The sequence below is a fragment of the Paenibacillus lupini genome, assembly GCF_011761355.1.
Lineage (GTDB): Bacteria > Bacillota > Bacilli > Paenibacillales > Paenibacillaceae > Pristimantibacillus > Pristimantibacillus lupini.
This window is the reverse complement of the sequence record NZ_JAASRW010000001.1, coordinates 513,399-536,739: the sequence shown is the minus strand read 5'-3', so window position 1 is coordinate 536,739 and position 23,341 is coordinate 513,399. Positions and strand designations below refer to the sequence as shown.

Annotated in this window: 23 protein-coding genes and 2 pseudogenes; 5 read left to right on the top strand and 20 right to left on the bottom strand. The window is 43.2% G+C overall.

Annotated elements, in window-relative coordinates; all coding sequences use genetic code 11:
* Nucleotides 1–47 precede the first annotated feature (47 nt).
* Together FHS17_RS02675 and FHS17_RS02670 are read left to right on the top strand one after the other, a co-directional pair.
* Nucleotides 48–926 carry a LysR family transcriptional regulator gene (locus tag FHS17_RS02675; protein WP_167273980.1) on the top strand — a complete coding sequence of 293 codons (879 nt, stop codon included), beginning with the start codon at nucleotides 48–50 and terminating at the stop codon, nucleotides 924–926.
* 437 nt (nucleotides 927–1,363) lie between these two features.
* Nucleotides 1,364–2,449, top strand: a complete 1,086-nt coding sequence (locus FHS17_RS02670) for a GerAB/ArcD/ProY family transporter (RefSeq protein ID WP_167273977.1) — start codon at nucleotides 1,364–1,366, stop codon at nucleotides 2,447–2,449.
* A gap of 6 nt (nucleotides 2,450–2,455) precedes the next feature.
* Here FHS17_RS02670 and FHS17_RS02665 read toward each other — a convergent pair whose 3' ends face one another.
* From FHS17_RS02665 to FHS17_RS30355, 7 genes and pseudogenes are all read right to left on the bottom strand, one after another.
* Nucleotides 2,456–3,679: a Ger(x)C family spore germination protein gene (locus FHS17_RS02665; RefSeq protein WP_167273973.1), complete on the bottom strand. Its 1,224-nt coding sequence runs from the start codon at nucleotides 3,677–3,679 to the stop codon at nucleotides 2,456–2,458.
* A complete protein-coding gene (locus FHS17_RS02660; protein WP_415639868.1) occupies nucleotides 3,676–5,259 on the bottom strand; it encodes a spore germination protein in 1,584 nt (527 codons plus the stop codon). Before FHS17_RS02660 ends, FHS17_RS02665 begins: the two co-directional genes overlap by 4 nt.
* A gap of 197 nt (nucleotides 5,260–5,456) precedes the next feature.
* A complete protein-coding gene (locus tag FHS17_RS02655; RefSeq protein WP_167273967.1) occupies nucleotides 5,457–5,912 on the bottom strand; it encodes a GNAT family N-acetyltransferase in 456 nt (151 codons plus the stop codon).
* Nucleotides 5,913–5,936: 24 nt separating this feature from the next.
* The gene (locus FHS17_RS02650) at nucleotides 5,937–6,467 is read right to left on the bottom strand and encodes a hypothetical protein (RefSeq protein ID WP_167273965.1); all 531 of its coding nucleotides are present in this window, start codon (nucleotides 6,465–6,467) and stop codon (nucleotides 5,937–5,939) included.
* Between the two features lie 144 nt (nucleotides 6,468–6,611).
* The gene (locus FHS17_RS02645; protein ID WP_341805749.1) at nucleotides 6,612–8,573 is read right to left on the bottom strand and encodes an ATP-dependent DNA helicase; all 1,962 of its coding nucleotides are present in this window, start codon (nucleotides 8,571–8,573) and stop codon (nucleotides 6,612–6,614) included.
* A gap of 75 nt (nucleotides 8,574–8,648) precedes the next feature.
* Entirely contained in the window at nucleotides 8,649–8,867 is a 219-nt protein-coding gene (locus tag FHS17_RS30790; protein WP_167273957.1) for a cold-inducible protein YdjO-related protein, read from the bottom strand.
* Between the two features lie 194 nt (nucleotides 8,868–9,061).
* Nucleotides 9,062–9,154, bottom strand: a pseudogene (locus tag FHS17_RS30355) (YceI family protein); the annotation flags it as partial.
* Here FHS17_RS30355 and FHS17_RS31175 point away from each other — a divergent pair.
* Both FHS17_RS31175 and FHS17_RS02635 read left to right on the top strand, forming a co-directional pair.
* Nucleotides 9,155–9,247 (top strand): annotated as a pseudogene (locus tag FHS17_RS31175) (YceI family protein); the annotation flags it as partial.
* Nucleotides 9,248–9,431: 184 nt separating this feature from the next.
* Entirely contained in the window at nucleotides 9,432–9,725 is a 294-nt protein-coding gene (locus FHS17_RS02635) for a Dabb family protein (RefSeq protein WP_167273953.1), read from the top strand.
* 259 nt (nucleotides 9,726–9,984) lie between these two features.
* Here the strand turns inward: FHS17_RS02635 and FHS17_RS02630 are convergent, their stop codons facing one another.
* Nucleotides 9,985–10,809, bottom strand: a complete 825-nt coding sequence (locus FHS17_RS02630; RefSeq protein WP_167273949.1) for a sugar phosphate isomerase/epimerase family protein — start codon at nucleotides 10,807–10,809, stop codon at nucleotides 9,985–9,987.
* 64 nt (nucleotides 10,810–10,873) lie between these two features.
* Here FHS17_RS02630 and FHS17_RS02625 point away from each other — a divergent pair, with 64 nt between their 5' ends.
* Nucleotides 10,874–11,680, top strand: coding sequence for a helix-turn-helix transcriptional regulator (locus tag FHS17_RS02625; RefSeq protein WP_167273946.1), 807 nt, complete (start codon nucleotides 10,874–10,876; stop codon nucleotides 11,678–11,680).
* Nucleotides 11,681–11,741: 61 nt separating this feature from the next.
* On the opposite strand, the gene FHS17_RS02620 is transcribed toward FHS17_RS02625, so the two are convergent.
* From FHS17_RS02620 to FHS17_RS02565, 12 genes are all read right to left on the bottom strand, one after another.
* Nucleotides 11,742–13,121 carry an ABC transporter substrate-binding protein gene (locus tag FHS17_RS02620; RefSeq protein ID WP_167273941.1) on the bottom strand — a complete coding sequence of 460 codons (1,380 nt, stop codon included), beginning with the start codon at nucleotides 13,119–13,121 and terminating at the stop codon, nucleotides 11,742–11,744.
* Nucleotides 13,122–13,402: 281 nt separating this feature from the next.
* Entirely contained in the window at nucleotides 13,403–13,831 is a 429-nt protein-coding gene (locus tag FHS17_RS02615; RefSeq protein WP_167273937.1) for a GNAT family N-acetyltransferase, read from the bottom strand.
* A 6-nt stretch (nucleotides 13,832–13,837) separates the two neighbouring features.
* Nucleotides 13,838–14,875, bottom strand: a complete 1,038-nt coding sequence (locus FHS17_RS02610) for a hypothetical protein (RefSeq protein WP_167273934.1) — start codon at nucleotides 14,873–14,875, stop codon at nucleotides 13,838–13,840.
* Between the two features lie 76 nt (nucleotides 14,876–14,951).
* The gene (locus FHS17_RS02605) at nucleotides 14,952–15,830 is read right to left on the bottom strand and encodes a DUF3885 domain-containing protein (RefSeq protein WP_424992008.1); all 879 of its coding nucleotides are present in this window, start codon (nucleotides 15,828–15,830) and stop codon (nucleotides 14,952–14,954) included.
* A gap of 237 nt (nucleotides 15,831–16,067) precedes the next feature.
* Nucleotides 16,068–16,802, bottom strand: a complete 735-nt coding sequence (locus FHS17_RS02600) for a metallophosphoesterase (RefSeq protein WP_243865149.1) — start codon at nucleotides 16,800–16,802, stop codon at nucleotides 16,068–16,070.
* Between the two features lie 36 nt (nucleotides 16,803–16,838).
* Nucleotides 16,839–16,994 (bottom strand): hypothetical protein, encoded by a 156-nt coding sequence (locus FHS17_RS02595; RefSeq protein WP_167273925.1) that lies wholly within the window; start codon nucleotides 16,992–16,994, stop codon nucleotides 16,839–16,841.
* A gap of 65 nt (nucleotides 16,995–17,059) precedes the next feature.
* Nucleotides 17,060–17,386: a DUF2087 domain-containing protein gene (locus FHS17_RS02590; RefSeq protein WP_167273920.1), complete on the bottom strand. Its 327-nt coding sequence runs from the start codon at nucleotides 17,384–17,386 to the stop codon at nucleotides 17,060–17,062.
* A 239-nt stretch (nucleotides 17,387–17,625) separates the two neighbouring features.
* Nucleotides 17,626–17,889 (bottom strand): HPr family phosphocarrier protein, encoded by a 264-nt coding sequence (locus FHS17_RS02585; protein WP_167273917.1) that lies wholly within the window; start codon nucleotides 17,887–17,889, stop codon nucleotides 17,626–17,628.
* Complete coding sequence (gene ptsP / locus FHS17_RS02580; protein ID WP_167273912.1) at nucleotides 17,889–19,607, bottom strand: phosphoenolpyruvate--protein phosphotransferase; 1,719 nt, start codon at nucleotides 19,605–19,607, stop codon at nucleotides 17,889–17,891. Before ptsP ends, FHS17_RS02585 begins: the two co-directional genes overlap by 1 nt.
* 30 nt (nucleotides 19,608–19,637) lie before the next feature.
* Nucleotides 19,638–20,789, bottom strand: a complete 1,152-nt coding sequence (locus FHS17_RS02575) for a mannitol-1-phosphate 5-dehydrogenase (RefSeq protein ID WP_167273908.1) — start codon at nucleotides 20,787–20,789, stop codon at nucleotides 19,638–19,640.
* Nucleotides 20,789–21,223 (bottom strand): PTS mannitol transporter subunit IIA, encoded by a 435-nt coding sequence (locus FHS17_RS02570; RefSeq protein ID WP_167273904.1) that lies wholly within the window; start codon nucleotides 21,221–21,223, stop codon nucleotides 20,789–20,791. Before FHS17_RS02570 ends, FHS17_RS02575 begins: the two co-directional genes overlap by 1 nt.
* Entirely contained in the window at nucleotides 21,223–23,301 is a 2,079-nt protein-coding gene (locus FHS17_RS02565; protein WP_167273901.1) for a BglG family transcription antiterminator, read from the bottom strand. Before FHS17_RS02565 ends, FHS17_RS02570 begins: the two co-directional genes overlap by 1 nt.
* Nucleotides 23,302–23,341: the final 40 nt, after the last annotated feature.

The window sequence follows — 23,341 nt, the reverse complement described above, 5'->3', positions numbered from 1 at the left end:
GCTATACAAGTAATTAATATATTTTACAGGAGCTATCGACCACGTCTATGACCAATAACTATGAACTATACAAAGTGTTCTATTGGGCAGCCAAAACAGGAAGTTTGACTCAGGCCGCCAAGATGCTGTACCTCACTCAGCCAAGTGTTAGTCATGCCATTAAACAGCTCGAGGAAAGCTTTGGGCTGACGCTGTTTTATCGGACCTCCAAAGGCGTCTCCCTTACTCAGGAAGGGACCATTCTGTACTCCTACATCGAGCAATCTCATATTCTGATCAATTCCGCTGAGGAAAAAATGATCGCCCTTAAAAATTTGGACAATGGTGAGCTTCGAATTGGAGGGAGTGACTCCTTGTTCAAGCATTATCTGCTGCCTTATCTTGAGGATTTCATCAAGAAATATCCCGGAATTAAGCTCCATCTAAATCATGGCACTACGCCAGAAGTAATTACTTTCCTGAAAGAGGGCAAAATAGATCTAGGGGTCGTTCGTATGCCAATCGTCGATCCACAGCTTGAAGTAAAAGAAAGCATCCAGCTGCAAGACTGTTTTGTTGCGGGGGCTGTATACAGTGACTTGAAAAATAAAGTGCTGTCGCTCAGTACGCTTCTGCAATATCCCATTATCCTGTTCTCCCGTAACAGCCGGGCTCGGATGGCCATAACAGAGATTTTTAATCATTATGGATATATGATCAAACCGGAGATTGAGGTCGGAAGCGTCGATCTGCTGATCGAATTTGCACGGAGAGGCCTTGGCATTTCGTATGTAACGCGTGATTTTATAGCGAAGGAGCTTGCGGAAGGCTCCCTGTTCGAGATTCACTTGGACATCCCGCTCCCTCCTTCTCACATCGGTATGATGAATATGCGGAATATGCCGCTGTCCAGTGCAGCCACGAAGTTTATTGAGCAGTTCAGGTAATGGAATCCCATAGTCATTAATATGAACGATTGGTGACCTCATTGACAATTACCAACAGGATGCTTAACGATGCGCGTCATCATTAAGCATCTTTCATGTTCCGTTTCTTCTGACTTTTTCTAACGAAGTATAATACCAATAGGATGATTGGAATTCCTACGAACACAAATTGTGCAATCGCTGCGGTGATACTGAAACCCATATGAAATTCTCCTTTGTTATGAAATTAAAGCCTCTAATCCCACTTCTGCTTCATCTGAATACAACCATACTTTCCACTCCCATTATACTTACACCGACCAGAATAAAATAGGCTGAAATTGGTAAAATAAGTAATGATATTCCCTACCAATTCATCTATGGAGTTGATCTTATCCTAAATTTTGTTCTTTATCTGATACTAATGGCTGTTACATTCAAGATATTACTAGGTTCCTATGAGTAAAATTACGGTCTATCAGTTATTTACAATCACTTTTATTTTTCAATTAGGCACTACTATTATATTCGGTTTTGGCGGTCATGCCGGAAAGGATGCATGGATTGGAGAATTAATATCCTGTTTCCTTGGGGTTTTTTTGATTCTGATCTACATCGCCTTAATGCGAATGAATCCGGGGCTAACTCTTGTCCAATGGTTTCCTGCACAATTTGGGCGCTGGATCGGAACGCCAATTGCCTTTCTGTACCCCGTTTTGTTTATATATATTGTTGGACGGGTTATAGCGGATATCAGGGATATGGTTTCAACAACCATCTTATTTAATACACCGCTTATCATCATCTCAGGAGTTTTTGTCTTTATTATTGCTTATTGCGTATATGGCGGACTTGAACGCGTTTCCCGGTTGGGGGAAGTGTTTCTCCCCATCGTATTGCTCATGTTTTGTATTGAAGTCATTCTTCTTTTAGGCTCTAAAGTTATGCATGTCCATAATTTACTTCCTGTTTTGGAATATGGGTGGGAGCCTGTCTTGAAGACCGTTTACCCATCTGGTATCACTCAATCCTTTGGAGAAACCATCATATTTGCTATGTTTTGGACGGAGACCAAAGAGCCTAATAAAGTAATGAAAATTACGATTCTCGCTACTTTACTGTCCGGAATTATGGTTACTCTATTTGATGTGATGGCTATTTCCGTTTTTGGAGATATGTTCTCGGGTTTCCTGTACCCTCTTTACACCTTGCTTAGTTTGATCAGTATCGGAAAATTTATTGAAAACTTACAAATGTTCGGTGTACTCTATTTATTAATGACGGCGCTCTTAAAATGCATTGTCTTAATGTTCGCAGCGGTCAAAGGCATTCAACAATTAACGAATATGAAGGGCTACCGTGTACTAGTCATCCCGTCCTGCGCGCTCTCCCTCATTCTTGGAATGACGATGTCCAAAAATATTGCGGAGCACATTTACCGTCAACACTTTGAAATACTAGTTCCTTATGTGTGGGTGCCCATGTACTTGGTCTTGCCTACGATTCTTCTCATTGTTACTTGGCTGCGGCAATCAATGAAATGAACATCTTCATTTCTCAATCTCGCTTGCTTTTAATTGCAATGCTGGTCCCGTTACACCAATCCGTCGAACCGTTATGTTCGCATTTACAGAAATTTCTGCTTCCCGGAACTCTTCTTCCCAATCATTCCTTATCGATTTCCATAATGTAAGGTTTTTCCTTTTAATAGTACTGCTGAATCCGAACACATCTGTCCCGTACTTTTTTTGCACTTTGGTAATCGTCCGTAATACGGCTTCTTCGACGTGATGTTCTAATGCGTTTTGCACTACGCTAATATTATTAGTCTGTGTCAAGTCAAGCCTAGTGTTATTCTCACGAATAGCGCCTTTCCCTGTTAACGTAACAAGAATTTTAAGCTTTCCGCTTTGGATATCCGGCTGAATCTTACTGTGCATCCTATAGAGAATAATACTGACATTACCTCCTTCATGAGGTATTGTTGCAGGAACCGTCAGCTTATTTAAATTCCCGGTTACCCATTGCATCGCCCGGCTTTCCTCTGCATTCAAATAACCAACCAATTTCAAATCTTTATTAAATATCCCTGCTCCTGCAAGCCGGAATCCTTCCTTGTCCGAATTCGTCTGCTCATTCTGGTTGTCTTGATCTTGTGACTTAGTGTCCATACCAATGGCAATTGCAGGTACGACTGGACAAGCTCCATCACTGGTTGCAGCATGTAAAAAGTTCAACAATCCCATTTCTACAGGTGTTCCCATCTGACCATATTCTCCCAAAACCCCAAGAGCAGAAATATTTTCTAATGGGTATGATTTTTCCAAAAAATTCTTTGCAGTGCCTCCCCTGACAATAAATATATCGGTTCGGAGTTTGAGGTTCGGATCGCGCGTATAGGTATCGAACACCTCCTTAACCCCCTGTCTTGCCATAGATTCGCCTATCACAATGACCCGACGGTGACCGCGAAACACTTGCCTGGACAGCTTAGTCTGCATCTGCTGTACTGCATCGAGTGTATTCATTCCATTACCCGAGACGACAAAGAACGGCTTATTCTTGCTTTCTCCGCTTATACTTTCCTGTCCGCCACTAATTCTCATCGGAAGGATGGCTTGAGCACTGATCATAATTTTCTTATTTTCGGCTTTGTCAATCCCCCACGCAAGTTCAATCGCAATCTCATTTACTTCCGAATTATCCCAGCAGCCAGAAACAAATGTAAGAGAAAGAATCAGGGAGATCAAGCTGGTCCTGCGTAACTTTTTCATTCGTCTGTCTTCCCTTGTTTTGAAATTGGTTGTTGGCCTTCGGGGATGCGAGTTTTATTTTTCCCTGAGAAAAGTGCGGAACGCCGGGTCATACTCCACCTTGGTGCACGTAATAATACATCCTTCAAGCCTTGAGGTATACTCGGAACTACCGGGTTCATGTACGGAACTCCAAACGACTGCAAGCCTAGAAGATGTATAATCAACAGAAATACTCCGCTTATTATGCCATATAAGCCCAGCATTCCCGCTAATATCAACATCGGGAAGCGAAGAAGTCGATAGGCGGTACCGAAATTATATCGTGGGATGGCAAACGATGCGATCCCGGTCGTTGCCACAACAATAACAACAGGGGCGGATACAATACCTGCTTGTACGGCAGCCTGTCCAATGACAAGCGCACCCACAATACTGACCGCCGAACCAACGGCTTTAGGCATGCGAATTCCAGCCTCTCGAAGCCCCTCAAACATAAACTCCATCAACAATGCCTCGACAAACGTCGGAAATGGGACTCCTTCTCTGGAATTAGAAATGCTGATGAGCAGGTTCGTTGGGATAAGCTGTTGATGAAAGGTTGAGAGTGCCACGTACAAAGACGGAAGAAGCAGTGCGATATTAAATAAGGAGTATCGGACGAATCGAATAAATGTCGTATAGATTGATCGTTCGTAATAATCTTCTACCGCCTGTAAACCAGTCCAAAAAGTCATAGGAACAATCAGCACAAACGGGGTGTTATCGACAAGGATCGCGACTTTCCCTTCAAGTAAACTTGCGCAAACGATATCGGGCCGCTCGGTATTTTGAATTTGCGGGAAAGGAGACCAAGGGGCATCCTCAATAAACTCTTCGATAAATCCAGATTCCAGTACCCCGTCCATCTCGATTCGGCTAATTCTATCACGGACTTCCTTCAGGACCGTGTTCGAGACAATTCCATCAATATATACGATAGCAACATCGGTCTGGGAAACCTGACCAATTGTAATGGATTCAATTTTCAGCTTTGGACTACGGATTCGTCTGCGGATTAAGCTTGTATTGATTCGTAACGTTTCCGTAAATCCGTCCCTGGGACCGCGGATAGAAACTTCGGCGGCCGGCTCCTCAATTCCGCGTTTCTCGAATCCTTTAAGATCAGCTACAATAGCCTTGTTTTCTCCGTCGACAAGAAGAACGATATTCGCCTTCAGAATTCCATCCGTTACTTCGTTGATTGTAGAAACCGTTTTAATCTGGGAGATAGCCACGAGTTTCTTTTGAATGATCTGCCCTGAAATAGAAGTTGCATTCAACCCGCTAGGTGTTTCTTCAAATAGGTTTGGCGTTAACATAACTTTATCCAGCGTTGTTGTGTCAATTAAACCATCAATATATATGATAAGTACTTCGGGATTGCTGCTGATTGAACGAAAAATGATATCGGAACTATTGAGAAAAATTTCTCTGAGCATCATCTCGTTTATAGTGAGACTTGTGCTTAATTCTGCATTTTGATCGGGAGAAAGGGAAGGAAATGTCGATCCAAACCGGTTAGAGTTTTTGTTACGAATTAGTTTTTTTCGACTTCTTATCCACCGCACGCGTATATCCCTCCTCAAAACGTTTAAGCAAGCGTCCAGTTGTGTATTATATCCAATAGTTCCAAAGTTTATTGTGCTGACATTTGAAATCACTTTCAATAATCTTAAATTATAAAATTTTTAGTAGTAAACACAAATAAAAGAGAAACCCCTCAGGCTTCTCTTTTATAATCATGGTGATATTTTCTTTATGCCAATTCTTTTCCCATACAAACACTTTCTTCACTGCCAATATAAGGCTCATAGTTAGCGATTTGTACATACCCTAATTTCTTATACAGCGATATGGCTTCAGGCTGATTAGTCCCTGTTTCTAGTAGTGCCTGCTGCTTTCCTTCCTCTACCGCCCACTTTTCAAGCTCTCTAACAATGGATTGAGCTATACCCTTGCCCCTTGCTGTTTCGCTTACAAACATCCGCTTGATCTCAACGGTTTGTTCATCTCTCATCTCCCGATAACAGCCGCAGCCTACAGGTATTCCATCTACATAGGCAACAACCGCTTTTGCATCAAGTCTGACCTTATTATGCACATCAAAAAACTGCTGCGTATCCGGATATCTGCTCCATAGGTCTTTGTCCAGAAGTGTTATTAATTCTTGAAAATCAGTATGGTCAGCAGAAACTCTTTCCAATTGAATCATGTATATCGTCCTTTCTTCTCCGTCCTAATACCCCGAATCAGCGATCACTTTTCCGTTCTCATCAAGGGCTTCCGCTTTGACTCTCCACGAGTATGGGGAATTCTGAAAATCTAATTCTGGATAATAGATAAAAACTTGATTATGAACAGGAATCTTAAACTTAATCTCTTTGCTTTCATCATTTCTTGGTGTGCATGTAACCGCAATTTCTTTCACCGTTATATCGGAGCGTATCGCTCCCCAGATCACATTATCCGTCTTCTTGTCTCCACCGTTCCATTTGAATAAAAATGGGATCAGATCGCTTGAAACACTGAATGAAGTACCATGTTCCGGGTCCGTTGAATACCGGTAAGCATTCCCGCTTTTCTTATATGTACTATACACATACACACTATGGTTTGGGTTATCTTTCGACGGATCAAGAAAAATGACACTTTGATGTTCTTCATCAACGTAAAGCACTTCAATACGGTCATCCCATTTCTTCTGAATGGCCTCATCTAGTGTCGAGTAACTGCATCCTGACAATACAGTTAGGGTAAGCAATAACAATATTATAATCCGGATAAAATGTCACCTCTTAATCAATTGTTTTGTGCCTCCTACATTTTACCAAATAACTCCCAATACGGATATACTCTGAGTAGATACAAAAAAACCAAGAACAGCACAAGGCTCTTCTTGGTCACTTTAATGTTAAATTTGATTGACATCCTCGATTGAAACACCTGCTGGCAATACACTCAGCACCTGCGTACGCACGGCTTCATCCTTCAGCTCATGTCCGAAAATAACAATCGAGCCACGATCTTCACGCGCTCTTATGAGTCGGCCTATGCCCTGTCTTAAGCGCAGCAGCATGTATGGCATGTCCACATCTGCGAACGGATTCGCAGCATCACTGCGTCTAGCTTGGAAGACCGGATCATTCGGCGGGAATGGCAGCGACCACATGATGACTTGTGATAAGGATGGACCTGGAATATCCAGTCCCTCCCACAAGGTAACCGCGCATAGTACGCTGGTCTCGTCGTTCTGGAATTCTGCGATCAGATGGCTGATCTCAGCAGAACCCTCGAACAAGAATCGGTAGCCGTTCGTCAAACCAAGCTCAGACGCTTGCTCGCGGAAATTCACCAGCTCCTCCATGGATGGGAATAGGAACAAGGTACGTCCGCCCTTTTGCTCCAGCAGCTTCGTTGCCGTACTCATCTTGTCCGTCCATGTCATCTCAGCTTCAGACTCATTTGGCATCAAGACCTTCATCTGCTCTTCGTATTCATACGGAGATGGAACAGAGAATGACATAGCCTGATCAATCCCTAGACTGTCCTTGATATAATCGAAAGAACCGCCGACAGATAAGGTAGCCGATGAGAAGACGATAGGCATTTTCTTCGCAAAGACCTGCTCCTTCAGCACTTCCTTCACCCATCTTGGCATGATGACAAGTGTGAAACCATCTTTGTCCTCCGAAGCCCAGCTAATCGGTTTCTCATCTCTCTTGAACAGAGACAAAGCGAATTGGATCATTTCGATATGCTCTTCAACAATCTTAAGCTGATAATCATCGATCGTGAACAGACCACTCTCAAAGACAAGCTCCTCTTCGATCGAGCTAAGTATGTCCTGCAGACGATTCACTTCGCGGACTAACTCATCATTCCAGAGTACTTCCTTGCGGTTAGAAGCCGGTACGGCCTTACTCTGGCGAGCAATTAATGCGAATAAATGATCACTTTGTACAATGGCTTCTTCAACTGCCAGCGCAAGAGATTCCCGGATCTCGTCCTGCAGAAGTCGAGTAATGATACTCTCGAACACTCCATGGTTCAGCTTATAAGTTAGTGCCTTCTGAGCAGCCGTCTCGAGCAGATGTCCTTCGTCAAAGACTACCGAACTATGTTCAGGCAGCAATGGAAGCTGTCCTTCACGCTTACGTGCTTCGTAAGTCCACACATGCTCCATATAGAAATCATGCGAGCAAATAATGAGATCGGCAGCTTTGCGGTAATGATCACGTGACAACGTCTGACCGCAGCGATGTCTTCTGCTGCAGACGAGACAATCCTGGAATACATCCCAACCCAGCTTGGCCCATTGCCCATCATTTAACTCCGGATATTGTTTGCGGTTGCCGTAAGGATGGAAGCTTTGCATCGTTACCGGGGCATGCACGAAAGACGGCAGCCCACGGAATATTTCATCAAAAGCTTCAACATCATCATCAAACGCAGCTCTCGCATCATCCAATTTATTTAAACAAATATATTGATCAGGTGATTTTCCAAGCCTTGCATCAATCGTAAAGTCCAAATACCGAGCCAGCTTCGCGATATCCCCTTCGGGCTTCACAAGCTGCTCAATGAGTGATTCATCGGCACAGGCAATTATGGCCGGTTTTCTTGTATAACGGGCATAGCTGATGGCGTACAGCAAATAAGCAAGTGTTTTCCCCGTGCCTACTCCAGCTTCTGCGAAGATCGTCTGTTTCTCGGCATAGGCTCTCTCGAGCTGGAATGCCATATAGATCTGTTCATCGCGAACTTCGAATCCCGCTTCAGGCAATTGTTCATAAAAGACGTCCGCAATCCAATCACTTGCCTGCTGAATGAACGGCAGCTTCGGATCAAACTCAAATGGATAATGACTACTCACTAATCGTCCCTCCATAACGCACAAACGGCTGCGTCTCGTACGCAGCCGTCCGGCTTTTCCCCCATAGTTGAAAGTTTAAAAATCCGATTTTGGTTTACGCGGCTTTGGCTTTGCTTTCTTTTGTAGAGCCGGCAAGTGTTTCATGCTTCGGGCCATAGGACCTTTGCACATCGGGCATAATGCATCTCCCGCTGCCATTTCGTCCCTGATCCATGCTTTACATTCAGGATTTTTACATTTTAAAATTTTTGTAGGTATTAATTTCGGTTTCGTGATGTCTTCGCTTGTGGTCACTCGTTTTGCATCCCTTTCCTTAACACGTAAAAACAAACTCCGCTAAATATATCACTTTAAAGGCGCTTAAGTCAAAGGATCTTCGCAGGAAAAACGTAAACGGCAGCACCGTTCATAATAGGTACCGCTTACGCCTTAAATAAAGAAAAGATTCACCTCTATATAAGGTGAATCCCCTTGTCATTTATTCAGAATTATGCTTGTTTTCCGACTTCGATTTCGATCGAAATTTTCACTTCGTCACCAATCAGTACGCCGCTTGTTTCCAGTGCTGCATTATAAGTCAAGTAACCTTTGAAGGTGCGGGCAAAGATCCTTGGGGTAATGAGAAAGCCTGCTTCAGCGGTAAAGGCTCCATCAAACGCAGCGATTACGACCTACACTTCCAATGCAGACACAATTGACCACAATCCGAATACGTCGATAACAACAAACGAATTGTTATTCTATTTTTCAAGATTAAGCCGTTCCTATTAGATGTTCGTATAATGAGCTGGAAAAGCTTTCACTTTTCATGCTATATTGCTTAAGGCTATAGATTTTGAGGAAGGAGAGGATCTTTATATGATCGATCGCACTATTTTAGTAAAATTCGGCGAGCAAACAACCCTCACACAATTGGAGGAAATCGTTGCGCGTTTTAAAGCATTGAAACAACACTTGACTGGTGTCGTAGAAGTAAACGCAGGTGTTAATTTCTCTGACAACAACAAAGGCTACCAACTCGTGCTACGTGTCAGATTTGAAGACCAAGCAGCGCTTGAAGCATATGGCCCGAACCCGCACCACCAAGAGGTAGCAGCACTCATCCGTGAGTACGGCCGAGAGGATAGCATTGCTGCCAATATCGAAGTGTAACACAAAAACAGCGATGCGCTTTACGAAGCGTTCGCTGTTTTTATTTGCAAGTAAGTTTTCACCCTTTTTCTTCCAGACTCCGAACCCAACAACATCAATAGCCTGGGTTAGAATAAGCCATTCACCTGAGGAATTATAGCTTTTTCACCTCAGCAATTATAGGGTTTTCCTGAAAATGTTGAAATCTTATAACTGCAACCATATCATAAAAGAAATAAAACAAAACATCCTAACGCAGATTACCTGTTGTTTTATAACATTATGACCAAGCTATATTCTGTTCATTTAATAATTGCTTGATCGCTCTTGTTGCAACAATGAATAATTCTGCTCTGTTAAATCCGGTAAACTTACCACTGGCTTGCAAATGCGGCTCCAATGACATGAACCCATGGTAGCCTTTGTGATCCAGCACCTGAAGAAGCTGCTTTATCTGTCCGTCCCCTTCACCCGATGGGACAACGGAACCATTATTCAGTTTAGCATCTTTAATATGAATATAAGTAATATATTCATCCAATAACGGATATGCCTCAGATACGGGCATTACCTTGCACTGCACAAAGTTAGCCGGATCAAACGCTGCTTTCAAATGAGATGAAGCAATGGATTCCAACAGGTCACGGCAGCGTTCTCCGGTATCTCCATAAATATGGCTTTCATTCTCATGCAGCAGTACGATGCCCGCTCTCTCCGCCAGTTGTACAAGACTCTGCATGCGGGAAATCACTTCCGATCGATAGTGGACATGTTCACCTGCAGGAATATAGAAAGAAAAAATACGGATGTATGGGGCATTAAAAAAAGCAGCCAGCCGAATTGCCTTCTTAGCCTCTTCGTAATGCGGCTCAAAATTATCCGTTATGTTGATTTTTCCAATAGGAGAGCCGATAGATGATACTTTAAATCCCCTCTTCTGCAATATTGCTTTTACTTTAAAGGCTTCCTCATCCGTAAGCTGCAAAATGTTTTTACCCCATACTCCTCTAAGCTCAAGATGACAAATTTGTTCCGATTCGAGAACATTTAGCTGTTTTTCCAAATCAGTTGATATTTCATCAGCAAAACCTGTTAGCGTTATCATACGAATGATCTCCCTTTCATTGTAGACAGTATGCTTACTTCATCTGCATAGGAGGCGAACCAGGATGGAACTAGAATATCATCCCTATCTTGTTCCCAATATCTTTTTGTTTGTTGACAGAAGATGTTTTCCGAATTGGACCATTCAAAAATCAAGAATTAGTTTCCATGATCTTACCTTTGTTGTCGAGGGAAAGTCTAGTTATTACATAGACGGAGAGAAATTCACCGTTGAAGCAGGAGATCTCATCTATGTGCCCGGGGGAAGCATCCGAGAGGCTCATACGTTCAATGAATCTCCAATGCATTCCTATCCCTTTAATTTCTATTGGGCAGATCCTCATAATCATGTTCAGCTCCCCTTCAGGGGAGTAACAAAAAGAGCCGTCACGAAAGAAATTCTAAGCTATTTGCATGAATTTAATCATGTTTGGATGAATAAGCAGCCCTATTATCAAATTCAAGCACGCGCAATATTTGAATTAATCCTCCACCGTCTATTGTGCAATTTTTACCGAAATATTCCTAACACTATTGATCCTCGGATAAAGAAGCTAACAACCTATATAACGGAGCATTATTCTGAAAATATTGCTATTAATGATCTGGCGGGAGGGTTAGGGCTTCATCCCGTCTACTTTGGCAAGTTATTCAAGCAAAATACCGGACTGTCGTTTAAGGAATATGTTAATCGCATCCGGATTAATAATGCAGAGATGATGCTATCTTCCGGTGATTTCACCGTAAAGGAAGCCGCAGAGCGCTGCGGAATTCTTGATATCTATTATTTCAGCAAGATATTCAAGGAGTTGAAGGGATATTCTCCGTCTAATGCCAAGAAAATGAAATTTGTACTTGAGAACTACCAGTAATGCAGGCCCCCATTATCTGTAAAGGGGACCTGCTTTTTTTTTATGTCATTCCAAACGTTCATTATTTCTTCCATACCTCATCAATAGATGATTGAAATGGCACTTTGTACTTGTCAATTACGGTAGATACCGATACACCGTCCAGAATTTCTCCAACTAATTCATAATAAGGCATGTTGGGGTATCCATCCGTACCATCTACTCTATTAATAATCTCCCCTGCTGTCTTGGCATTATTGATATCATCCTCGTTGCTGAATAATGTTTCCAGTGATGCTTGCTTCGGGTAATCATAAATAGAATCGATATCATTAATTTTCTCGTAAATATAGACCAGTTGTTCTGGATGATCGACCACTTTTGGGATGGTCAAGTAGTTCGGAATCGTCAGATGAGAATAATATTCCAAAGCATCTGGCCCTTTGGGAAATGGAACGAAGCCGATGTCCAAATCTGGCATATCCTTTTTGAAGGAATCCATCTCATAATCACTGCCCGCGTACATCAAAGTATTACCTTGACGGAAGAATTGCCCAGGTTCTGTCCAATCTCCGCCTTCAGTTGGTCTTGCAATATTCTCCGTTGCTAGCTTACCTATAAATTCTAAGGTTTCCTTTGTTTTAGGATCCTCCAGATTCTGTTTATCACCAGCAACTAGATTGGCGTCATTAGAAGCTAATGCCTGTACCAAAATAGAAGCGGTACTTAGACCCCATGTATCCAGCTTGCCGTTATTGTCCGTATCTTTGTTTGCTTCTTTGGCTGCCTGGATGAAAGTATCCCAGTTCCAGTCGTTATCATTCACATAATCCTGAAGCGGTTTCATGCCTAATTTATTCATCAGAGTACGGTTATAGAAAATTCCTGATGCTGCACCGTTAATTCCAGAGCGGAATCCGTAACCTCTTCCTTCATATTGCGAATAATCGTTAGTATATTGCTGAATAAAGACCTTATCATTTTTTGTATATTCATCTACTGGGTGGAACAGATCCTGCTTTGCAAGCGATGGGATCATCCAAGGCCTAGCCATGCGAATGATTTCACCGATTGGCTCTCCTGCTAGGAGGGACGCCGTAACCTTACTCGCGTATTCCGCATAATCGACCGTGACATATTCAATCTTGAAATTATGCTTTTTCATGAGTTCATCTAGATTCTGCTTGCGCTGAATGTTGTCCGGATTATCTTCCTTAATGGACTCATCATACCAGGAAACCCATTTAATCGTTTTCCCGCCCATGTCGAAATCCATCTCAGGGGTTCCGCTCTCCTCCTCGGTTGCTTCAGGAGCCGCCTCGTTGGCCGCCGATTCCGAAGGTGAAGGCGTACTGTTAACTCCTGTGTTGTTATTCTTGTTACTGCTACCGTTGCTGCTGCATGCTGAAGCAAATAGCAGAATCAGAACGAAAGACAGGAGCAGAAATTTACTATTCCGCATATGTAACATCCCCCTTATAATTTGGCTGTCTCGGCTAAAGTACAGCGCTTACAATAGAATGTTATCTGCTTTGCGGCAAACAAACCATGGAGAATTTAAATTGAATTTGTAAGTTTTAAACATTGGTTCCATATCAAAACTGAAAATGGCAAATAGACTCATTCATATTGACTTACAAACATAAAATAAGCCCGTTCCAAAGGAACAGGCTTATTTTATTTCTAATAGATATAAGTAACTAACGCCGGCAGCTTCCCATCTTCTAAAGTTCCACGAACCACTCACAAATACTTTTTGAATCCTTTACTGACTGAACCACTATATCCCTCTCGTTCAAAAAATTGATGTGCCCTATGACGTGTAGAATTGCTTAATAACATAATCTTATGACAATCAATTGATCTGCAGTAATCCTCAATGTACTGCAGCAATTTTTGTCCGATATGTTTGCCCCTATGATCATCATGCACAACGATATTCTCCACTACTCCATAAGGATTAAAGCCATACAGAGCCTGCATACATACATTCAATGTGACGGTGCCGAGCAACTCACCGTTTTCCTCATATACAAGCAAAAAGTTACTAGAGTCTAGTCTGATTGCCTCAATTTGATCTTCTATGACAGTCATTCTCTTACTGTTCGGCACCAGCATTCTATAGAGTACATATAATTTGTCCCTATCCGATCTTTCTGCCACTCGAATCATTGAATGCTACTCCTTTATATCTTGTTTATTGTATAATTCGTTGTTTTCCCAAATCAGAATCCCATCCCTTTGTAATGACATTTGACTTATCTCCTGTTCAGTTGGATACGTATTTATTTCACTTGGATTCATGACTCGATAAACCACTGTTGTATCCTTCTCATTTTTTAATATCAAATCATACATTCTAAACTCTGTTTTCTTAGGCTTGTCTCCTACCATATGCTCTTCAAAACTTTTTAAATCTATCCACGAAATCATAGATCTATGCATACCTGAACCAAATGAGTAGGCATAAATAATATCCGTTATCCCATCCTTATTGACATCGTAAGGCACGGCGCTAGTGACGCCATTCCCACCAAATCCATTACCTATATGAATAACTTTTTGATTTTTTATGATAAAAGTTTCCTCTGCAATCCTAAACAGCTGAACCTTTGTTTTATCCCAAGTATCAGCGGAAGTAATTTCTTTAATTTCAGCGTTCTTATCGCTCGACTGAGCGATATTTTGACTTGCTGCTATAAGTTTTTCCGCTTCCTCAACGGATAACTTTCTGCTTATATCTTTCATTACAGTCTCATTGGAATTAAAGGAATCCTCTATGTATTTACGTAGTTCTTTTGTTACTTCAATCTTTTTCCCATTATTAATGCGTGTAATTCCATCCATATAACCATCGAATTGATCGAGAATATGGCCTTTTGATCCGGAACTCTTAATGGTGATTGCAAAATGAGTGCCTGATGACGTATCATCTGTATTCGCTGATAACATTTTCGCTGAACGCAGCTCATTGTAAACAAATTTGATATCTTTCCTATTTGATATGGACGTTGATGTCCAGCCCTCATCTACATTGGAGATTTCCATGACGAGAGGATACCGATAATCAGACCAATCATGAATAACAACATCATCTTTTTTGAATGAAATAGGATTAAATACATACTGTTGACGAATATACAAACCAGCAGAAAGAATGACTATAATACTTATTCCGATTAATAGAATTAGCTTTCTCGACGCAAACGCCTCCATATATTAACAGTATATCCTCTATTTATGACTGCGACTAGTTTAGTTGAATAAAGAAAGGAGCAGCTGCCGCAGCAAACTACTCCTTATTTTGATCAAGCCTTTCATAGCTCCAACCGATATAGGTGCCATATTTTTTTCCGTACATGCTCATCAGATGTGTTTGGTAATCTATTAGAGCTAGGGCCTCCGTTTTGGCCGCTGAAAAAGTGACCATGTCATTCATTATGGAACTACGCCGAATCACAAACGATGTAAAAGAGATCTCTTTTTCAAACTTATCGGCGTTTACGAACGGAACCTCGAAATGATGCATTATGTGACATGTATTGTTTTGCCCGAAATTGATTCTTGAATCAATGACTTTTTTATCGTTAAGTTCAGATCGAACCTTCCGTTCATCGTCTGTTTCATTGATACCGGCAAGCCCTTCATCTAATAGATGATCAATTTGATATCGATTATAATCTAGTATCCATTTTCGGTGTAAATGGTAGAAAGGTAATAGAGTATCTTTGTTGGCACTAAAAATATCACAACCACGATCGTCATACATGTGAAATAAAATGCCTTTTGTTTGGTTATAAAGGTAAACCCGGCCACCGGAATTCGGTTTACGCATAAAGTCATCATTTACAATACATTCAAGTACATATGGCATACGGATTTCTTTCGCTTTTACTGCAACTGACCATTCTTTCGTGTAAAACTCCTCATCGGATTCATCAAATTCATAGGGCCAAATGCACGATCGCAGATTTTCCAAACTCGTGATGAAAAATCGCTTTAATCGTATTTTACTGAATCGTTTTTCGTCTATTCTATAGTAAGTCCGATGAATAAAAATCACATCATCCTCGGGAGAGAAAATGGAACGATAAATAACATAAGCGCGACGAAGACTTTCGCGGCGATAAACCTCATCCTTCAACTTTGCGAGTCCTAGTTCAAAACGAATGTAGGGACCATTATGAGCACTTATTTCTTTTACTTATTCAATCCAAATATTCCTTTCGCCTTGAGTTACTAATTATTGAATTCCTGCAGTTCCAAATGTGCTAACCTACAAAGCGATTTCCCATCAACTATTAAATCAGCAAATTTTGTGTTTTTCTCCGATTCGCCAATAGGCCTAAAATCAGATCTACTTGAGGGTTTTGTTTCTAAAGTATTTATTTTGACTGCTCCTTGAAATTCAGTTTCCATTTACTTCAATAATATCGTTATGGACTAAACGTTGATTATGCGTTAGTTCAGTATCTTGATGAAAATGCCCAAAGTACCATTTACGATATTTGAGGCGTTTCTGAATTACTTGAAAGTAACTATGCATATGATCTACCTCATATTTTAAACCAAATCTGTGTGTAAGCCACTCCAAAGCATCAACTGAGCATGTATGTGTTAAGACATAATCAACGGCCCAGTTATGCCTATCAAGATTTTGAATTCCCTCTTCATATTCAGCCTCTGAAGGCATCTCTCTACTCCACCAAGATTTTCCCTCTGTACGATATTCCTTGTCATGTGAAGCAGCACCACCGAAAGTGAAGAATTTCAAACCATCTATATGAAATACTTGCCCTCTCATTAGGTGAAAAACACTGTCGTTAATCTTATGAACTTTTCCACCATTCCACTCTTCTATAGGATAGGCACTCTCTAATAGATCAAAATTCTCATGATTACCATCAATGAAAAGTGTGGTGAATGTTTTTTGTTTATTGAGCCACTTTAGCCAGAATTTATCTTCAGCGTCAAGCTTCCATACTAAACCGAAATCTCCTGTGATAATTACGTAATCCTGTTTTGTTAACATACGTTGTTTCGGGAAGTTTTTAATATTTAAACGTTTGGCAACACTGATTGTTCCATGAATGTCTCCCGTTATATAGATCATCTCACCACAACCTGTTCGGTCATTTTTCATTTATTTTTAATCCAATAAAAAAACGATGGAGCAATTTCACTCCATCTTTTCCTTTTCCTTTTGATTATGAATTATAATTTCAAGCCGTTCAATGATTCGCTCATCATTATCTAAACGTTTCTTCAACTTCCCATCAATACTAATTATGCCTAAAGTGATAATAACGAACGCAATAATAAGAATGATACTCATATAATCCTCCTATCCAATCGTCATCTCCAATCCATAATACCATATTAATCCAGTAGAACACGCAGCTACTTGAGCGTTTTCCAATCCCGCCATTCTCCAGGTTCGTTTACTTCGTATATATCATTATTTCGGTTTACAAATTTGTGTATAAAAAGTTCCCTGCGTATCGTAGCGAAGTCTTCATTGAAAGGCCTAATGAATTCGTTTATTTCTTTTTCAGTGTACTTAATATTGGCATTAAGCTGGTTGGCTAAATGCTCGAGTACAATTAACCTTTTTTTCAGTTGGGATGGAAGCTGCTTTATACTGCCTTGCTCGGTGAAAAAATTCCGCAGGACGGCGTTCTTCAACTTCTCATTTTTGGACCATTCGTTTGTAACTTGTTCCGACATTTAATGTACCCTCCAACTAATTTAACTAGTATCTAATTAGATATTAATTAAATTAGATTCGGTTGTCAAGAATTCTAGCGCTGCTCGCCGTATTTCAGCTTGTCTACCCATACAAAAAGGGTCTGTCTAGTCGATCGGAAGAACATTTAAATGTGTAGTTTTTGCTGGTTAACCAAAAAACAAAAGGGTGCCCCATCGTCATATTAATGACTTATGAGACACCCCCTGCAGTATTCACCCTACTCTTCGTAAATCTTGGTCAACATAGCGCCAAGCACGCTAAGCGCTTCTTCCTCACGCTCTCCGTCTACTTCCAGCGTAACCTCATCGCCTTTTGCCAAGCCCAAAGTCAATAAGCCAAGTGAGCTTTTACCGTTCACTTTTTTTGTGCCTTTAATCAGCTTAACGCTGCAAGGGAACTCCGTTGCAGCTTGAACAAAAAGCTTCGACGGACGGGCATGGAACCCGGACGGATGAATGACAGTATACGTTTGCGATTGCATTATAATGTTCTCCTTTGCTTGACAAATTGTTGTACTTCTTCCTGCGTGCTCATGGCGAGTGCTTCTTCCGACAGCATTGCCCATTCCTGCTTGGACAAAAGACCCACGAGCTCGCGTGCAGGCAATATGGAACCGGCACTCATGCTGAACTCTTTTAATCCCATCCCGAGTAGAAGCGGTATCGCCGTTTGTTCGCCAGCCATTTCTCCGCACATGCCAGTCCAAATGCCCGCCCGATCAGCTGCTTTAATGACCATATTCACAAGTCTCAAGATGGAAGGATGATACGGCTGATACAGGTAAGCCACCGATTCATTCATTCGGTCTGCCGCCATCGTATACTGAATCAGGTCGTTTGTGCCGATGCTGAAGAAATCCACTTCCTTCGCGAAATGATCGGCACCAATTGCAGCGGCCGGAATCTCGATCATCATGCCTACCTCGATTGAGTTAGACACTTGTACCCCTTCCTGCTCCAGTTTCATGCGCTCTTCCTCAAGAATACGTTTCGCTTCGCGAAGCTCGCTAAGTAGCGCAATCATCGGGAACATGATATTCAGCTTGCCGAATACGCTTGCCCTCAGCAATGCCCGAAGCTGAGTACGGAACAAGTCTTCCCGCGTGAGGCATAGCCGCAACGCACGAAGTCCAAGGAACGGATTGCTTTCCTTCGGCAGCTCCAGGTAAGGAAGCTCCTTGTCTCCGCCGATATCAAGCGTACGAATAACGACACGTTTGCCGTTTAATTTCTCAAGCACATGCTTATAAATTTGGAATTGCTCTTCTTCCGTCGGGAAGGAGCTTCGTCCCATGTAGAGAAACTCAGTGCGGAACAAACCAACGCCGTCGGCACCGTTCTCCAGCACTTTGTCCAAGTCTTCAATACTGCCAATGTTAGCTGCAAGCTCAAGATGCTCCCCATCCGCCGTGACGGAAGGCTGCTGCGCCAGACGTTTCAACTGTACTCTGCGCACATCATATTGCTGCTTTTTCTTTTGGTATTGGGCCAGCACTTCCTGCGAAGGATCGACGATCACTTTCCCTTCCGTTGCATCCATAATGACCAGGGCTCCATCCGCAACCGCTGCAGATGCTGCGCCAGCGCCAACAATCGCTGGGATCTCAAGGGACCGGGCCATAATAGCGGAATGTGAAGTTCGGCTTCCGATTTCTGTTACAAAGCCGCGAATATAATTCAGATCCAGCTGCGCGGTATCCGATGGTGTCAAGTCCTCAGCCAGAATGATGGTCTCCTCGGAAATACCAGTCAACGAGGCATACGGTTTGCCGATCAACTGACTCATTAGCCGCCCGGATACGTCTTTTACATCAGCTGCACGCTCGCGGACCATCTCATTGTCAAGCTCAAGAAGCATCGCCACAACACCTGCTGTCACTTCGTATAATGCATATTCCGCGCTCGATTTTTCATCAGTAATTTTATCGAGTACAGAATCCACAAGGTCAGGGTCTTCCAGCAGAAAAAGATGGGCTTCAAATATTTCCGCTTTTTGCGCGCCTAATCTTTGCTCAGTTAAAGAGCGGATCTCTTCAATCTCGCTTTTTGCTTTCTCGATCGCCTGCCGGAAGCGGCCCGCTTCTGCATCAGCGTCTGTTATGGTTTGCTGTTGCGGGATATAGGGTGTATTGGTGTACCGGAATGCCCTAGTGATTGCTATTCCGGGTGATGCAGCAACACCGGTAATTAGATTTGCCATACGATATACCTCTCTACTGTTTGTTTTTTCTTACGCCTGGTCTGCAAGGGCATCGTAGCTTTTCATAATCAATTCATAGACCGGATGTCCCTCCGGAATAGAAGTATAGTCTGAAACGGTTTTCCCGACACCCTTCTCCTTAATCGATTGCTGCAGCTCGACAGCTTCTGGATCATCGGCGTTATGGAAACAAAGCGCCGCCGCCATTACTTTTGCCAAATATATAGGCCTCATTCCTTTCTCATGGGCCTGTAAAGCAGGCCTCACAAGACGGTCATTGGGCGACAGCTTACGGATAGGAGACCGTCCGACGCGAGTAACCTCGTCTGTCAGCTGATCATTACGGAATCGTCCGATAATTTTCTCGATATATTGGTCATGCTCAGTTTGATCAAAACCATATTGGGCAACCAGAACAGCGCCCGTTTCCTTCAGCGTCGCCTTCACTACGTCTGTGATGACCTCATCGGCCATTGCCTGCTGAATGGTCTCATAACCTTGAAGGCTTCCCAAGTAGGCAGCAGCACAGTGTCCCGTGTTTACGGTGAACAATTTGCGCTCGATGTAAGGCATCAAATTACTGACGTAATGGATGCCTTCCACCGGTTTGTACCCTTCGAACATCGCCGATTCGTCTACAACCCACTCATAGAACGGCTCAACCGTTACCGCAAGAAGGTCCTCATGATGCTGGATGGGAACAATCCGGTCTACAGCCGCATCGGGAAAAGCAATCCATTCGGACGCTTTTGCTTGTGTCTCTGCATCCAGATGCCCGTATACATGCTCTTTCAATTGAGTGCTGCCGCCTATCGCATTCTCGCATGCGATGATATGCAGCGGGCCCTTTCCGCTTTCCAATCGCTTCTCGATACCACGGGCAATACCCGCAGCAATATGCTTTAAGATATTGACGCCTACGGCTGTGGTCACCAAATCGGCTTCTGCCACTGCTGCCGCCACCTCGTCAATTCTTGTCCCGTCGATGGCCGTTACGCCTTTTACCTGCAGCTGATCCTTGTCAGCATTAGCGAGCGTCACCGTATAAGCTCCGCGCTTCTGAAGTTCGGCGACAAGCGCCTGGTTCACGTCGGAGAAGATCACTTCGTATCCCGACTGCGACAGAAGCAATCCGATAAATCCGCGTCCAATGTTACCCGCTCCAAAATGCAATGCTTTCATTATTCCATCCCGCTTTCGAAGATTTCAATCATTTCTTCAGCTGTGGAAGCTTTCAAAATCCGTTCCAGACTGTCATCATCGGAGCAAATCATCGCTACGTTCGTAAGAATATCCAGATGATCGTCTCCTGAAGCCGCAATTCCAATAATCAGATGCGCGATGTTTCCTTCGCCAAAGTCCACTCCTTCCGGGATTTGAACGATGGACAAGCCCGTCGACTTAATCGAGCCCTTCGATTCGTTTGTCCCGTGAGGAATAGCAAGGCCGCCGCCCATGTAAGTGGAGAGAGATTGCTCACGAACAACCATGCTTTCAACATAGCTTGGATCAGCATGGCCCGCATTGACCAGCAATTGACCGGCTATACGAACAGCTTCATATTTGTCCTTTACCGCCGCATTCAATTTCACTTTATCTGTAGATAAAATACTCATTATACGTCACTCGCTTCCGCTTTTATATTGAAAAACTGTCTTAGATGTATGGTTAAATAGTCTCGAATTTCTGCTTCATTGCCGGCCTCAAGCAAATCAATCATGACCGTATCAAGCAGCATGGCGCTTATTTCGCTTAATACCTCAAGCACTTCCTTGGATAAGGTTCGTGGTGCCAGCATTAACAAAAAATGACTTAACCGCGACGGCGATGCCGTTTCGATGATAAGTGAATTTTCCAATCGGTATAATGACAACGAAGAACGTATAATCTCTTCACCGCGGGTATGAAATAAGGCAACCGCCGTTCCCGGTATCATCTGACTACCGCTTTGTTCGCGCTGTATAAGCCGCTGAGCTACCAAGCCAGCATCTGCAAGCACGCCTTTGGCTTCTTCATGTGAGCAGGCTTCTTGCAGAATAACGGGCAAATCTCCGCTCTGTTTCTTGATTTGCACAACCTCAAAGCGCCCGATCAAACTCACCATCTCGTCCAGCGTGGTCTTAAGACTGACCAATTGTTCGAAGGTCGAGGCTTCTGCCCCGATCTTCTCTTCCCTGACAAGAATACCTTCTCGCGAATGGCCCAGTCCGATTTGGATAAAAGACCGCAGTCTGTCCACCTCTGCCTGCGTCAATAGTGGGCTGACCTTGATATACTGCTCGCTGGCAAGAGGCAGATCCACCGTAGAAATAATCAGATCGTATTTTTCTTTCTCCGTCCGTGAAGCTTCATACCAAGACACGCGGTCGACGATATGAATCTCCGGCAGTTCCTTCTGCAGACGGATCTGCAGAAGCTTAGAGGATCCGATTCCGCTGGAACAGACCAGAATGGCACGAACATTGTGCCGCAGCTGCTTCAGCCGCTCCAGCGATGCTCCGAAATGCATGACCAGGAAACCGATTTCCTCATCCGGCACAACAACATCCGAGAGAACATCATTTGCCGCTTCGCGAACGATGACAAACAGCGATTTGTAATCCTTCTTTATTTGATCAAGAAGCGGATTGCGGATATTCGTCCCTTCGTCGAGCCGCTGCAAGGCATCCTTCAAATGAAGGATTAGTCCATCCCGTAGAGAACGATCCTTGTTGTATTCGGCCCCGACTGCGTTCTGGACGTGCTCGATAAGAGAACGCACCATCTCGGTTAAGGCCAGGTCATCCGCCGGCAGCACCAAGAGATCCTCTGTCTGCGCTGAACGAAGCAGTCTGCCGATATAAGCCGTCTCCTCCGGCGTAAAATCCTGTTCCGTAAGCTCCGCTAACCGATTCGTGAGGTACACCGTATCAGACTCATGAGGTACTACCAAGCTATTGCCCTGATAGACGACGGAAAATACTTTAACGGTTTTCCCCGTCTGGATTCGCTGCAAGGCAATAGACAGCCTGATTAGCAAATCTGTATAAGCATCCTCGCTTAAGTGGCTGCCTCCATGCTCTTCCCAGCTCCATAAGATCTTCTCGACGGCTTCTATTTTCGATTGACCCGCAATGGCAAACAACCTGCGGTCAAGCGGATGAGCCGGAGGCTCGTTACGGCTTGAGATCAGCTCCGTATCATCAAATCGTGACTTGATGACTTGACGAATCATCTCTCGCTGTTGCTCCTCCTCGCCGGAAAGCTCTATGCCATAACCCCTTCTACGGGTCAAGGTAACCTCGAATTTCCGCACCCAATCGCTAAGATCATCCAGATCATGCGCTACGGTAGGCATCGTCACCTTCAATTCATGCGCTAATGTGAATAGTTTGACCGGCTCGGCGCTCTCGAGAAGTAAACATAGCAGGTAAATTTGTCTTTCCTCTTGAGAAAGTTCGATATCCTCCGACACGGTGACGAGTTGAGCTAATCTATTAAGCGCAGCCTTGTCACCCTGCAGCCGAATGCCTGAACCCGATTTCTTGATCAGTTCAACACCTTGCGTGCACAGAATGTCCTCGACCGCTTCCAATTCACGATGAACTGTTCTTGAACTAACTTGAATCTCTGACGCAATTTGTGCCGCTGTCAGATCTTGATCATTCCGAAGCAGCAGCTCTAGAATACGGCGTGACCGGCTGGATATACGCATTCACAAAACCTTCCTATAACGATAGAATGGCCCCGGCGCC